The sequence below is a fragment of the Pseudomonas saudiphocaensis genome (assembly GCF_000756775.1).
Lineage (GTDB): Bacteria > Pseudomonadota > Gammaproteobacteria > Pseudomonadales > Pseudomonadaceae > Stutzerimonas > Stutzerimonas saudiphocaensis.
In genome coordinates this window covers 896,205-909,367 of sequence record NZ_CCSF01000001.1, presented here as the reverse complement: position 1 = coordinate 909,367, position 13,163 = coordinate 896,205, and the positions used below count along the sequence as shown (strand labels likewise).

The 13,163-nt window shown below is 62.1% G+C and carries 19 protein-coding genes and 1 pseudogene; 19 read left to right on the top strand and 1 reads right to left on the bottom strand.

The features are described from left to right. Positions 1–3 precede the first annotated feature (3 nt). The 18 genes and pseudogenes from BN1079_RS04320 (at position 4) to BN1079_RS04240 (ending at position 9,858) form a co-directional block, all read left to right on the top strand. Positions 4–1,014 carry a phage major capsid protein, P2 family gene (locus tag BN1079_RS04320; RefSeq protein ID WP_037022581.1) on the top strand — a complete coding sequence of 337 codons (1,011 nt, stop codon included), beginning with the start codon at positions 4–6 and terminating at the stop codon, positions 1,012–1,014. A gap of 2 nt (positions 1,015–1,016) precedes the next feature. Next, the gene (gene gpM, locus BN1079_RS04315; protein WP_037022579.1) at positions 1,017–1,745 is read left to right on the top strand and encodes a phage terminase small subunit; all 729 of its coding nucleotides are present in this window, start codon (positions 1,017–1,019) and stop codon (positions 1,743–1,745) included. 98 nt (positions 1,746–1,843) lie between these two features. After that, positions 1,844–2,308 (top strand): head completion/stabilization protein, encoded by a 465-nt coding sequence (locus BN1079_RS04310; protein WP_037022577.1) that lies wholly within the window; start codon positions 1,844–1,846, stop codon positions 2,306–2,308. Then, complete coding sequence (locus tag BN1079_RS04305) at positions 2,308–2,517, top strand: tail protein X (RefSeq protein ID WP_037022575.1); 210 nt, start codon at positions 2,308–2,310, stop codon at positions 2,515–2,517. The genes BN1079_RS04310 and BN1079_RS04305 overlap by 1 nt, the downstream gene beginning before the upstream one ends. After that, entirely contained in the window at positions 2,508–2,966 is a 459-nt protein-coding gene (locus tag BN1079_RS04300; protein WP_037022573.1) for a hypothetical protein, read from the top strand. The genes BN1079_RS04305 and BN1079_RS04300 overlap by 10 nt, the downstream gene beginning before the upstream one ends. Further along, a complete protein-coding gene (locus tag BN1079_RS04295; RefSeq protein WP_171819282.1) occupies positions 2,950–3,273 on the top strand; it encodes a phage holin, lambda family in 324 nt (107 codons plus the stop codon). The genes BN1079_RS04300 and BN1079_RS04295 overlap by 17 nt, the downstream gene beginning before the upstream one ends. After that, positions 3,270–4,085 (top strand): N-acetylmuramidase domain-containing protein, encoded by an 816-nt coding sequence (locus BN1079_RS04290; protein ID WP_037022569.1) that lies wholly within the window; start codon positions 3,270–3,272, stop codon positions 4,083–4,085. The genes BN1079_RS04295 and BN1079_RS04290 overlap by 4 nt, the downstream gene beginning before the upstream one ends. Further along, positions 4,082–4,288 carry a hypothetical protein gene (locus tag BN1079_RS04285; RefSeq protein WP_037022568.1) on the top strand — a complete coding sequence of 69 codons (207 nt, stop codon included), beginning with the start codon at positions 4,082–4,084 and terminating at the stop codon, positions 4,286–4,288. Before BN1079_RS04290 ends, BN1079_RS04285 begins: the two co-directional genes overlap by 4 nt. Continuing rightward, positions 4,285–4,728 carry an Rz-like lysis system protein LysB gene (lysB, locus tag BN1079_RS04280; protein ID WP_037022567.1) on the top strand — a complete coding sequence of 148 codons (444 nt, stop codon included), beginning with the start codon at positions 4,285–4,287 and terminating at the stop codon, positions 4,726–4,728. The genes BN1079_RS04285 and lysB overlap by 4 nt, the downstream gene beginning before the upstream one ends. Next, positions 4,646–4,834, top strand: a pseudogene (gene lysC / locus BN1079_RS17795) (Rz1-like lysis system protein LysC); the annotation flags it as partial. The gene lysB and the pseudogene lysC, both read left to right, overlap by 83 nt. Then, the gene (locus BN1079_RS04275) at positions 4,831–5,316 is read left to right on the top strand and encodes a phage tail protein (protein ID WP_037022565.1); all 486 of its coding nucleotides are present in this window, start codon (positions 4,831–4,833) and stop codon (positions 5,314–5,316) included. The pseudogene lysC and the gene BN1079_RS04275, both read left to right, overlap by 4 nt. Further along, positions 5,309–5,767, top strand: coding sequence for a phage virion morphogenesis protein (locus BN1079_RS04270; protein ID WP_037022563.1), 459 nt, complete (start codon positions 5,309–5,311; stop codon positions 5,765–5,767). Before BN1079_RS04275 ends, BN1079_RS04270 begins: the two co-directional genes overlap by 8 nt. A gap of 68 nt (positions 5,768–5,835) precedes the next feature. Next, positions 5,836–6,372, top strand: a complete 537-nt coding sequence (locus tag BN1079_RS04265; protein ID WP_037022561.1) for a phage baseplate assembly protein V — start codon at positions 5,836–5,838, stop codon at positions 6,370–6,372. After that, positions 6,369–6,722 carry a GPW/gp25 family protein gene (locus BN1079_RS04260; RefSeq protein WP_037022555.1) on the top strand — a complete coding sequence of 118 codons (354 nt, stop codon included), beginning with the start codon at positions 6,369–6,371 and terminating at the stop codon, positions 6,720–6,722. Before BN1079_RS04265 ends, BN1079_RS04260 begins: the two co-directional genes overlap by 4 nt. Next, positions 6,719–7,633, top strand: coding sequence for a baseplate J/gp47 family protein (locus tag BN1079_RS04255; RefSeq protein ID WP_037022553.1), 915 nt, complete (start codon positions 6,719–6,721; stop codon positions 7,631–7,633). The genes BN1079_RS04260 and BN1079_RS04255 overlap by 4 nt, the downstream gene beginning before the upstream one ends. Then, on the top strand, positions 7,630–8,253 hold the full coding sequence (locus BN1079_RS04250) for a phage tail protein I (RefSeq protein ID WP_037022544.1): 624 nt from the start codon (positions 7,630–7,632) through the stop codon (positions 8,251–8,253). The genes BN1079_RS04255 and BN1079_RS04250 overlap by 4 nt, the downstream gene beginning before the upstream one ends. Next, positions 8,246–9,265, top strand: a complete 1,020-nt coding sequence (locus BN1079_RS17495) for a phage tail protein (protein WP_081950807.1) — start codon at positions 8,246–8,248, stop codon at positions 9,263–9,265. Before BN1079_RS04250 ends, BN1079_RS17495 begins: the two co-directional genes overlap by 8 nt. Positions 9,266–9,276: 11 nt before the next feature. Further along, entirely contained in the window at positions 9,277–9,858 is a 582-nt protein-coding gene (locus tag BN1079_RS04240; protein WP_052114427.1) for a hypothetical protein, read from the top strand. A gap of 21 nt (positions 9,859–9,879) precedes the next feature. Here BN1079_RS04240 and BN1079_RS04235 read toward each other — a convergent pair whose 3' ends face one another. Then, the gene (locus BN1079_RS04235; RefSeq protein ID WP_052114426.1) at positions 9,880–11,769 is read right to left on the bottom strand and encodes an acyltransferase family protein; all 1,890 of its coding nucleotides are present in this window, start codon (positions 11,767–11,769) and stop codon (positions 9,880–9,882) included. Between the two features lie 213 nt (positions 11,770–11,982). Here BN1079_RS04235 and BN1079_RS04230 point away from each other — a divergent pair, with 213 nt between their 5' ends. Next, entirely contained in the window at positions 11,983–13,155 is a 1,173-nt protein-coding gene (locus tag BN1079_RS04230; RefSeq protein WP_037022543.1) for a phage tail sheath protein, read from the top strand. Positions 13,156–13,163: the final 8 nt, after the last annotated feature.

The window sequence follows — 13,163 nt, the reverse complement described above, 5'->3', positions numbered from 1 at the left end:
CCCATGCGTAACGAAACCCGCAAACTGTTCAACGGCTACCTGCAGCAGGTGGCCAAGCTCAATGGCGTGGACAACGCCACTAAGAAATTCAACGTCGCCCCCACCGTGCAGCAGAAGCTGGAATCGGCCATCCAGGAAGCCAGCAGCCTGCTCAAGCGCATCAACATCATTGGCGTCGAGCAGCAGGAAGGTGAAGCGCTGCTGCTGGGCGTCAACGGCCCGATTGCAAGCCGCACCAACACCAAGAGCGGCGGGCGTCGCAATCCGGTTGAGCGCAGCGCGCTGAGCAAAGACACCTACGCCTGCAAGCAGACCAACTTCGACAGCTCGTTCCCTTACGCGTTGATCGATGCCTGGGCCAAGTTCAAGGATTTCCAGGCGCGGCTGTCCGCAGCCATTACCGAGCGCCAAGCGCTGGACCGCATCATGATCGGCTTCAACGGCACCAGTGCCGCAGCGACCTCCGATATCGCCGCCAACCCGCTGCTGCAGGACGTCAACGTCGGCTGGTTGGAGAAGATCCGCATCGGCGCGCCTGATCGTGTTCTGGACGAAGTCGTCGAGGATTCCGGCAAGGTCACCATCGGCGCCGCTGGCGACTACAAAACCCTGGATGGCGTGGTGTTCGACGCCGTGCAGATGCTCGAACCGTGGCACCGCAACCACCCGAATCTGGTGGTCATGGTTTCCCGTGACCTGCTGCACGACAAGCTGCTGGCAGCGGTCGAGAAGGGCGCCGCTTCCAACCAGGAAGAAAACGCCGCCGACCAGATCGTCACCAAGGCCCGCCTGGGTGGCTTGCCAATCGTCGACGCACCGTTCTTCCCGGCTGGTACCGTGCTGGTTACCACCCTCAGCAACCTCTCCATCTACTTCCAGGAAGGCGCGCGCCGCCGTCATGTGAAGGACGAGCCGGAGTACGACCGCGTCGCCGACTACCAGTCGAGCAATGACGCCTACGTGATCGAGGACTTCGGTCTGGTCGCCCTGGTCGAAAACATCGAGGCCGCATAACCATGCTCAGCCCAGCCCAACGCAACCAGCTGCGCAAACGCGCAGCCCTGCAGGCCGCTGAGGCAGCGCCGGAGCGGTCCATGGCCGGCGCCACCGCCTACGAACAGCAGCTGATGCAACTCAACCAGGACCGGCTGCGCCTCAAGCAGGTGCAGTCGGAGCAGGGCAAGGCCGAGCTCAAGCGCCTGCTGATCCCGGCCTACGCGCCCTATATCGAAGGCGTGCTGTCCGCCGGCAACGGCGCCCAGGACGACGTGCTCACCACCCTGATGGTGTGGAGCATCGACGCCGGCGATTTCGTCAGCGCGCTGAACATTGGCCGCTACGTGCTCAAACACAACCTGAAAATGCCCGACCGTTTCGCCCGCACCACCGGCTGCCTGCTGGCTGAGGAAGTGGCCAACGCTGCACTCAAGCAGCAGAAGGCTGGCGAACCGTTCGACCGCTTCGTTTTGACGCTGGCAGCGGACATCACTGCCGAGCACGACATGCCCGACCAGGCCCGCGCCAAGTTGCACCTTGCCCTGGGCAAGGCCTACCTGGCCGAACTGGACGAAGCCGCGCCGAACGCTGAGGGGCTGGAAGAGGCACGCGCCCACCTCTCCCGCGCCATCGACCTGCACAGCAACTGCGGCGGCAAGAAAGACCTGGAGCGCGTTGACCGGCTCTTGAAGAGACACGCGGATAGCAAGCCAGCCGAACCCGGTACCGGCGAGCCACCCGCTAACTGAGCGTTCCCCACGCACTCGGCGGCTCGGGGCGGATCGACAGGCTTTCTCCTTGGCCTTGTCGTGAAGCCCCGACCACCGCCGAACCAGGGTAGGAATTCATGAGCGCATTTATCGCATCCGGCGGCACGGCTGAGCCGTACCCCATCACCAATGACGGCTGGTTCCCGGATGTGGATGGCCGCGAACTGCGCGCCTCGCTCCGCCTGGACGGCAGCGTCACCGACGCCCGCCTCGAAGCCGCCGCCGTCAACGCCATCATCGAAGTCAACCGCGAGCTGGCCAGCTGGCAGGGCGAGCAGCGCGCCGCAGGGCGTGAAACCCTGCAGGACGTGCCGGCCTCCGAGGTCGCCGGCAAGAGCTACCTCGTCCATCTCTACCACCGGGCCATCGGCTGCGCCGTGGGCGCCGAGATCGCCGAGCGTTACCGCGACTACAGCGCCACCGGCGACGGAGCCGAGCGCGCCGATGCCCAGTTGCCCACTGCCGACGAATACCGCCGCGATGTCCGCTGGGCGATCCGCAGCATCCTCGGCCGCGTGCATACCACCGTGGAGCTGATCTGATGGCCGCCGTGCGCGCCCAGCAGGGCGACACCCTCGACGCCCTCTGCTGGCGGCACTACGGCCGCACCGCAGGCGTGGTCGAGCAGGTGCTCGACGCCAACCCCGGCCTGGCCGATCTCGGCCCCATCATCCCGCACGGCACGCTGGTGCAGCTGCCCGAACAGCCCGTGCGCGCCGAGCAACGCCAAACGGTGAACCTATGGGACTGATTTACCTCGCGCTCTACAAGGGCCGCGGCACGCTGTTCAACCGCCTGATCCGTCTCTGGACGCGCTCGATCTACAGCCACTGCGAAATCGTCATGCCCGATGGCCGCTGGCTATCCGCCTCGGCCATGGACGGCGGCGTGCGCGCCAAGCGCATCGAGCTCAACCACGAACACTGGGACCTGATCCCGCTGCCCTGGGCGGACTACCGCCAGATAGCCCGCGTTTTCCGCGCCAACGTCGGGCAGGGCTACGACTACTTCGGCCTGTTCGGCAGCCAATTTCTGCCGGTTGGCTTGCACAGCCGGCGCCGCTGGTTCTGCAGCGAGTTCTGCGCCGCCGCGCTCGGCTTTCCCATGCCGCAACGCTACAGCCCGGCCCAGCTGGGTGAAGTGGTCCAGCACATCAACACCCTCACAGCCAACGGACAGTGGAATGAAGCGCATGCCTGACCGACCGGAAACGTGGGCCTGGCTCAGCGCCTGGCTCGAACAGAACTGGCCCGCCATCTACGCCGGCCTGCTCGCCGCCGTCATGGGCGGCCTGCGGATCATCTACGGCGGCGGCACATGGCGCCGGGTCATCCTCGAATCGCTGATGTGCGGCCTCGCCACGCTGTCGGCTAGCCACGGCCTGGCCCTGTTCGGCATCCCGCTCAGCACCGCGCCATTTTTCGGCGGCGTTATCGGCCTGCTCGGCATCGAGTTCACGCGGGCCGTCGCCAAACGCCACTTCAATCGCAAGGTGGACCAGCTATGACGCAACTTCTCAGCAACGGCTCGCGCGGCCTCGCCGTTCGCAACCTGCAGGCTGCGCTTAGGCTGGACGGCTACGCCATCGCGGTCGACGGCGACTTCGGCGACGAAACAGAGGCCGTCTTGCGCGCCTACCAGCGCAAGGTCGGCCTGGTGGACGATGGCGTCGCCGGCCCGAAAACCCAGGCCGCGCTCAAGGGCTTCGACACCTCGCGCTACCTCAAGCGCAAAGACCTGCAGCAGGCCGCCAACCGCCTCGGCGTGCCGCTGGCCAGCGTCATGGCCGTCAACCAGGTGGAAAGCAAAGGGGAGGGCTTCGCCGCCAATGGCCGCCCGGTGATCCTGTTCGAGCGACATGTGATGCATGAGCGCCTGCAAGCCAACGGCTTCAGCGAGGCGGAGGCCGATGCGCTGGCAGTCGCCGTCCCAGCCGTTGTCAACCGCACCCCAGGCGGCTACCTGGGTGGTACTGCCGAAAATCAGCGCCTGGCCGCAGCCCGAATGGTGCATGAGGAATCCGCCCTGGAATCCGCCAGTTGGGGCCTGTTCCAGATCATGGGCTACCACTGGCAGCGTCTCGGCTACCAGGACGTTCAGCACTTCGCCGACACCATGGCCCTCAGCGAAGCCGCCCAGCTCGACGCCTTTGTCAGCTTTATCGAAGCCGACCCGGCGCTTCACAAGGCGCTCAAGGCCCGCAACTGGAAACAGTTCGCCCGCATTTACAACGGCCCGAACTACGCCAAAAACCTCTACGACGTGAAACTGGCCAGGGCCTATGCCCAGTTCGCCGGCGAGCAGGAGAAAGCCGCATGACCGACTTCGAGCAGATCCGCAAGTACAGCCTGCAGGATGGCGACGTGCTCGCGCTGCCAGCCGGAACGCCGGATGAGCAGGTCAAGCAATTCGTCGAGACGTTGCGCCAGGTGAAATCCAGCGCGCGCTGCTTAGTAGTCGTCGGCGACTTGTGTCTGCTGGATGAAACAGCCATGAACGCAGCAGGCTGGTACCGCAAATGACCATCACCCGCCAACTCGCCTACGGCCTCGCCCTGGTCGCCGCGCTCTGCCTGCTGGTCTGGATGCAGCAACAGCGCATCACCACCGCCGAGGCCCGCGCGGATATCGCCACCGAACGCCTCCAAACCGCCAACGAGCGCAACGCCCGCCAGGCGCAGACCATCACCCGGCTCACGGGCGAGGTGGCCACCCAGAGGCTGGCCCAGCTCAGCCTGCAACAAACCACCGCCAGCGTGCGCCAGGAGCACGCCACCGACCAGGTACAGAAAAAGGAGCAACGCCGTGAAGACCTGCCCCATCAAAGCTGGGCTGATCAGCCTCTGCCTGCTGCTGCTCGCCGCCTGCACCAACGCCCGGCCATCACCGGAGCAGACGGTTACCGTCAGTGGCTGTCCAGTCGTCACGCGCTGCACACTCAACCCAGCGGCGCCGATCGATAACGGCGAGCTCAGCGACGACAGCGACTACCTGCTCAGCGCCTGGGCCGAATGCGCCGCCCAGGTGGACGTGGTGTTCGAGCACAACCAGCGGGGCGTCCAACCATGAAAAAGCCCGAATCCCTGCGCGCCCACCTGCTGGCCGCCATCCCCGAACTCAAGCGCAACCCCGACCGCCTGCTGGTATTCGTCGACTCCGGCAGCATGCGCAGCACCGCCGCGCCGGGGCTTTCGTTCGAATACAGCTACACGCTCAACCTGATCCTCACCGACTTTTCCGGCAGTCCGGATGCCGTTGCCGTCCCGTTGTTCGCTTGGGTGCTGGTCAACCAGCGCGAACTGATGGAAAACCTGGAGAAGGGGAAGGACGCCATCAAGTTCGAGGCCGACATCCTCGACAACAGCAAAGTGGACCTGTCCATCACCCTGCCGCTCACCGAGCGCGTCATCGTCAAACGCCTGGACAATGGCACGCTGCAGGTCAGCCACCCGGCAGAGCCGGTGGTCGATGACGAAGCCTTCCTGGTACCCGCCATGCGCGTAGAAACCAGCGATGGCGAACTGATTGCGGAGTGGGGCGGCAATGGCTGACGACCTGCGCGCCCTGGAAAATTGGGCCGGCGCACTGCTCAACCAGGTGCAGCCCGCCGAGCGGCGCAAGGTCACTCAAACCATCGCCCGTGAACTGCGCCGTAGCCAGCAACAGCGCATCGGCGCGCAGCGCAACCCGGACGGCACCCCCTACGCCCCACGCAAGCCCCGCCAGCAACTGCGGGCCAAAGCCGGCCGCATCAAACAGCGCAAGATGTTCGCCAAGCTGCGCACCGCCCGTTACCTACGCCTGCAAAGCGATGCCAGCTCAATCGCTCTCGGTTTCGCCGGCCGCGTCTCGCGTCTGGCCCGCATCCACCAGTACGGCCTGCGCGACAAACCCGGCCGCAACTCGCCCGACATTCAGTACCAACGCCGGCAGCTGCTCGGCTTCAGTGATGCTGAACTGGAGATGATCCGCGACCAGCTCGTCGCGCACCTGGTGCCCTGACCCTGTAACGGCCACCGCTACACAGCCCAACCAATGCGCCACGCGCACGCGACCGCCAGCATGGCGGCATGAACATCACCGACCTTATGCGCCGCCTCGAAAACCTGATCCGCCTCGGCACCATCGCCGCAGTGGACCATCAGGCTGCGCGCTGCACGGTCAAAAGTGGCGGGCTCAGCATCCCCAATCTGCCATGGCTCGCCCAGCGCGCCGGCAGCAGCAGCGACTGGGACCCGCCCACGGTCGGCGAACAGTGCATCTTATTTAGCCCAAGCGGCGAACCGGCTCAGGGCATCGTCCTGGTCGGACTCTACTCACAGCAACGTCCGGCGCCGTCGAACAGCGCAAACCTGCGCCGACGGACTTACCCGGACGGGGCTGTGATCGATTACGACCACGCCATCCACATGCTCACCGCTACGCTGCCAGAAGGCGGAAAGGTGAAGCTCATCGCGCCGGACGGGGTGAGCATCATCGGCAACGTGGATATCGAAGGTCTCCTAAGAGCCAGCGAAGACGTCATCGCCGGCGACATCAGCCTGGTCAACCACCGCACCAAGGGCGTTACGCCCGGCAACGGCGTTTCCCTGGAGCCGACGCCATGATCGGCATGTCCGCACATACCGGCCGCACGCTCAGCGACTCGGCGCACCTGGCCCAGTCCATCGCCGACATTCTCACCACGCCCATCGGCTCGCGCGTGATGCGCCGCGATTACGGCAGCCAGCTGCCGGATCTGATCGACGCACCCACCAACGACACCACTCGCCTGCAGGCCTATGCAGCCACCGCCATGGCCCTGATGCGCTGGGAAACCCGCATCCGCCTGAGCCGTGTGCAACTGTTTCTGGGCGAGCGCCCCGGGCAGGTGGTGCTCGAGCTTGAAGGCACCCGCGTGGATACCAACGAAGCGCTCTCGCTCAGCGTGCCCCTGCGCCTGGGGGCCAGCGCATGAATACCTTCACGCCCATCGACCTGGCCCAGCTGCCTGATCCCGATGTGGTCGAGCAGATCGACTACGAACAGATCCTCGCCGAGCGCAAGGCCTACGCCATCAGCCTTTGGCCCGCCGAGCAGCAGGCCGAGGTCGCCGCCACCCTGGCGCTCGAATCCGAGCCGCTGACCAAGCTGCTGCAAGAAAACGCCTACCGCGAAACCCTGCTGCGCCAGCGCGTTAACGAGGCCGCGCTCGGCACTATGCTGGCCAAGGCCAAGGGCGCCGACCTAGAGCAGCTCGCGGCCAACGTCAATGTCAGCCGCCTAGTGGTCACCCCGGCAGACAACATCACCGTGCCGCCGACCCCTGCGGTGTGGGAATCAGACGAGAGCCTGCGAGAGCGCGCCCAGATGGCCTGGGAAGGGCTCAGCACCGCCGGCCCGCGCAACAGCTATATCCTCCACGCCCGCAGCGCCGATGGCCGCGTGGCCGACGCCACCGCCGAAAGCCCATCGCCCGCCGTGGTAGTCGTCACCGTCCAGTCCCTGCTGGGCAACGGCGCAGCCGATCAGGCGCTGCTCGATATAGTCGCCGCCTACCTCAGCGACGAGGACCGCCGCCCGGTGGGCGACCGCCTTACCGTGCAGTCCGCCGAGGTGCTGGAATACCGCGTCGACGCCGTGCTCTACCTCAACACCGTTGGCCCCGAGGCGGAGCCAATCCGCGCCACCGCCGAGCAGCGCCTCGCCGCCCTGGTCAGCCAGCGCCGGCGGCTAGGGCTTGAGGTCAACCGCTCCGCCCTGGACGCCGCCTTGCACATCGAGGGCGTGCGCCGCGTCGAGCTGCCCGGCTGGGTCGACATCATCGCCACCGCAGCCCAGGCGCCGTACTGCACCGGCTACAGCGTCACCCTCGGAGCCCAGGCATGACGGCCCGGCATCTGTTGCCGCCCAACGCCAGTCAGCTCGAACAGCTGGCCGCTGAAGCACTCGCGCAGATCGAGCGGGTACCGGTACCGATTCGGGATCTGATCAACCCCGACCGCTGCCCGGTGCACCTGCTGCCGTACCTGGCCTGGGCGTTCTCGGTGGACCGTTGGGATGCCACCTGGTCCGAGGCCATCAAGCGCGAAGTGATCAAGGCTTCGTACTTCGTGCACTCGCGCAAAGGCACCATCGGCGCGCTGCGCCGCGTGGTCGAGCCGCTGGGCTATCTGCTCCGCGTGACCGAATGGTGGCAGCAAGTGCCCGAAGGCGTGCCCGGCACCTTCTCGCTGGAAATCGGCGTGCTGCAAACCGGCATCAGCGAAGAGACCTATGAATCCCTCAGCCTGCTGATCGACGACGCCAAGCCTGTCAGCCGGCACCTGATTGGGCTGGACATCAGCCTTGAAACCCACCTCACACGCTACGTCGGCGTTGCCGTCACCGATGGCGACGAGCTCGACGTGTATCCCTGGGAAAACGCCGACATCGATGTCCTGGTGCAGCGATACATCGGCGTGAGCGACTACACCCTCGACGAAATGGACGTGTACCCACATGGTTGACGTAAACACCCAGTTCGGCGGCTTCCTGACCAACCTCGGCGCCGCCAAGAACACCAACGCGAACGCCCTCGGCGAGAAGTGGAAGCTGACCCACATGCTGCTCGGCGATGCCAACGGCACCGACCCGGCTCCCAGCCCAGGGCAAACCGCGCTGGTGAATCAGGTCTACCGCGCCCAGCTCAACCAGCTGTATCCCTCGCCAGTCGATGAAAACGTGCTGATCGCCGAGCTGGTGCTGCCGCCGAACGTAGGCGGCTGGTGGATCCGCGAGCTGGCCCTGGAGGATGAAGACGGCGTGTTCTCCGCAGTAGCCAAGTGCCCGCCCAGCTACAAACCCCTGCTGGCCCAGGGCAGCGGCCGCAACCAGGTGGTGCGCATGCACGTCATCACCAGCGGCACGGCCAACATCCAGCTGAAGATCGACCCCAGTGTAGTGCTGGCGACACGGGCTTATTGCGATGGGCTGATTGCGGCGCACAGCGCTGCGGCCGATCCGCATCCGCAGTACAAGATCCCCGTCGCAACCGAAGAGGATGCTCTGCTCGGTGAGGACGATAAGAAGCTGATGCCAGCTCTGCGGGTGTTCCAGGCGCTGAGAGCGGCTGCAGCTAATGCCACCGAGTTGCTGCGCGGCGTGCTAAGAGTGGGAACTCAGGATGAGGTGGATGAGGGAGCACGTGATGATGTGGCAGTCACGCCGAAAAAGCTGCGTCATGGCCTGTCATTTTCCTTGGGACCCACCGGATATATCTTCCTTCCAAGCTGGTTTGTGGAGTTTGGCATTCAATGGGGAAGGTTTCCCATTCCACGAGATGACAACAGTGAGATCACTCTGATATTCCCAACTGCGTGGCCTAGTGAGTGTTATGGCATGACGCAGGGCGTAATTGGCGATATGGGGGGTGCCTTTGACGGGTGGTGCGCATACAACATTACCCAAACTGGATTCAAAGCGAGGGCTATTTCCAATAGCCCAAGCCTAAATGCTTTTTATATCGCTATTGGCCACTGAGGAGTGTGTACATGATATTTTCTGCGTCAACTCGTGGGTTTTATGGCTCAAGCGCTCAGAGCACCCCTTCCGACGCCGTACCAATATCATCGGAAGATTACGTCAGGTTGCTTGAAGGTCAGGCGCAAGGATTTGAAATATCTTCAAACGAGAGGGGATTTCCGACCCTGATTGCCCCCGCATCCTACGCGCCCACGGCCGACGGACTCTGCATCATAATCGACGCCGCTGCGGACACCGCACGCGTACGTGTAGTTGGCGAACCGCTGCGCGCCGTCGAATACGCCCGCGCTGCAGCCGAAGCCGCTGAATTCAAGGGCAACGGATACCCGATCGAGAATGTTCCGCGCTGCGTTGCTGCCTGGGCCATAAGCGGTCGCACTGCTAAGGAAGCGGCTGATAGCATTCTTGCCGAGGCTGCAGCCTTTACTGAAGCGCTCTACAAAATTCGCGAAATCCGCCTAGGAGCCAAGGAGGGGGTACGCCAAGCCTTGGCGGGGAACGACACGATGAAGGCGAAAGACATCACGTCGGAGGCGGTCTCCACCATACAGTTAGCAGTGTATGGGGTGGGAAATACTAAACAAAAATAAATTGATTTATAATGAAGTAAGTCAACGCAGTAAGGGCCGCGAGCTTATCACCGGATTATAGTGCGGAGTTGTGCTGGATAATTTAAGCGTAAGTCCTCGAAGAATCACCCCGAGGCGGCTTGAAACAGCTTGGCCGTAGGCTTTTGACCCTTCTTCATTAAGATGGTGTTCGTCTTGGTAAATTTGGCGGCCATTAGAAAATGGCGGTGTGGAAAAAAGCGGTATGTTTGAGAAGTCCACGAATCTTACGTTGGGATATCGAGAAGCAAGCTTCTCTATTTTTCTATTGGCCTCGCCCCAGGTTGCTTCAAGTTTTGCAACTCGTTTGCTTCCAAGCGCATTGTGCCTGTTCATTCGTTGCACGTTCGTTTCGAGCATGGGTACCTGCGCAAGCAAGATGACTGGCTGATTCCTGTTGTTGGCTTCACTAAGAAATCTGTCTAGGGCTAACATAAAGGGATCGCTAGTTGCGTGTCTTTGCCACTTCCCAGCTACTAAAAGCGCCTGCGAAGATTCATAGTGAGCTTTCACTGTTTCTATCTGATTACTACAAGACTCCCTTGCTTGCTCTCTAACTCGCACGACATCGAAGCCCTCAATTGGAACGCAGCTGCTAGCGGTGATTACTCTTATGCGTAATCGTTGTGTTTGTCCGAAAACGTCGGCGAAATAGTTAAGTTGTGCTGCATGGCTATCTCCAAGTAAAAGAATTTCTGTCGATGACTGCCGATCACCTCGAAGGCATTCGCCAACTATTTGCCCGTGGCAGATGTCTTCAGGGGCGGCGTAGCGTGTAAGTTCAATTGGTAAAGAGTAGCTAACCATCGGGTTGGCGGCTCTGGCCATAAGCACTGCAAGTAAAGTGACCCCTGAAAAAGCTGCGAACTTATAAATCCCGCTGCGTCCGTTGGCGCGACGTAGTGTGTTCTCGATGAGATAATACGAAATCAATGATGCGGTTAATGTGAGGGTAAAAAAAATAACTAAGGCTTCTCCGGGTAACTCATAAACCTCGAAGTAATAGCGCAGGCCTGCCAAGATCGGCCAGTGCCACAAATATAACGAGTAGGATAGCGCCCCGGTAAATACAAATACTTTCCCTGAAAGCCATTGGTTGACTTTGCTTCCCTGTGCACTGATTAGCAGGGCCGTACCGATACAAGGTGGCAAAGCTAGTAAGCCAGGAAATGCACTTTCTTCGGTTGTGAAAATGAAGCTCAGCGCGATAAGTGCTAGTCCTACCCATGCGTTGGTGTTAGGTTTTTTTAGAGTGTGGTTGTTTTTTAATGCTAGGAGGCTTCCTATCAGGAATTCGGGTATGCGCGCAGCTAATGAGAAATATACATCTTGCCGCCCCCCGTCCGCCAAAAGGAGTGACGAGTAAAGTAATAGGGTGGCCGCGATTGCGCCGATTGTTGGCTTGATGAGGCGGGTAGGTATTAATACAAGTAGTGCAGGAAGCAATAGGTAAAACTGCATCTCTACAGCTAGAGACCAAGTGTGTAGAAGCGGGAGTTCATGCGAGGCCGGTGCAAAGTAATCATTTTGCGTTTTGAAATAATTATTGCTGTTGAAGAAAGCTGCGGATTTTAGCGAATCATAGAAGGAGTTGAAATCCCTTGGAATAAGTAAGATGGCCATGATTGCCGCCACAGTGGCTAGCAGGAAAAGATACGCCGGAACAATGCGCCGCAAGCGTGATGCATAAAACGAAACGAAGCTAAAGCGTCCTTGCTCCTTTTGCTGGAAAATGATGCTAGTGATGAGATAGCCAGAGATAACAAAAAATATATCGACGCCGATAAAGCCGCCTGGCAGCCATTCATGGTTAACATGAAAAATGATGACAGCCAAAACAGCCAAGGCTCTGAGTCCTTGAATGTCATCCCTGTGTTGGTTTACTGCGATCATCGTCCCCCCCTCTACGTAGCCGTTCGATAGCGGCTCGAACCAATCATATGCTGGTGAGCGTTTTACATGAGCAGCGGGGGAATCGCCACATGCTTGCACGAAGGTTTGCCCGTGTAGCGCTGACTGCTACACGCTCCACCGCTCGCCGCCCTTGCGCGCGCGAGCCACCATCAAGGCTCACTGATCCGGCACACGCCCGCAGGAGCCTCCCGCATGTCGACCGAATACCATCACGGCGTCCGCGTCCTCGAAATCAACGAGGGCACGCGCCCAATCCGTACTGTTTCCACCGCCGTGGTGGGCATGGTCTGCACCAGCAGCGATGCTGATGCGGTCAAATTCCCGCTAAACAAGCCCGTCCTGCTCACCGACGTGCTCACCGCTTCCGGGTCCGCCGGCGAGCAAGGCACCCTGGCGCGCAGCCTGGATGCCATCGCCGACCAGGCCAGCCCCGTCACCGTCGTGGTGCGGGTCGAGGAGGGCGAAGACGAGGCCGAAACCACCTCCAACATCATCGGCGGCGTCACCGCTGGCGGGCAGTACACCGGCATGAAGGCCCTGCTCGCTGCCGAGGCGCAGCTGGGCGTCAAGCCGCGCATCCTCGGTGTGCCGGGGCTCGATTCGCTGCCAGTCACCACCGAACTGGTCGCCATGGCCGAAAAGCTGCGCGCCTTCGCCTATGCGAACGCCTACGGCTGCGAGACGGTGAGCGAGGCCATTGCCTACCGCGACGGCTTCGGCGCCCGTGAGCTGATGCTCATCTGGCCGGACTTCGTCAACTGGGACACCACCACCAATGCCAACGCACCAGCCAGCGCCGTCGCCCGTGCCCTGGGCCTGCGCGCCAAGCTGGACCAGCAAGTGGGCTGGCACAAGACCCTGTCCAACGTGCCGGTCAACGGCGTGTCGGGCCTGAGCAAAGACATCTACTGGGACCTGCAGAACCCCGCCACCGACGCTGGCCTGCTCAACGCCGCGGACGTCACCACGCTGATTCGCCGCGAGGGCTTCCGCTTCTGGGGCTCGCGCACCTGCTCGGCCGACCCGCTGTTTGCCTTCGAGAACTATACCCGCACCGCTCACGTACTTGCCGACACCATGGCCGACGCCCACTTCTGGGCCGTGGACAAACCCATGCACGCCAGCCTGATCCGCGACATCGTCGAGGGCATCAACGCCAAGTTCCGCGAGCTGATTCGCGGCGGCTACCTGCTCGGCGGCGAATGCTGGTTCGACCCTGCGGCCAACGACAAAGACACCCTCAAGGCCGGCAAGGCGTTCATCGACTACGACTACACGGCCGTGCCGCCGCTGGAAGACCTGGGCCTGCGCCAGCGCATCACCGACCGCCACCTGATCACCTTCGCCGCCGGCATCAAAGCCTGACCCCACAC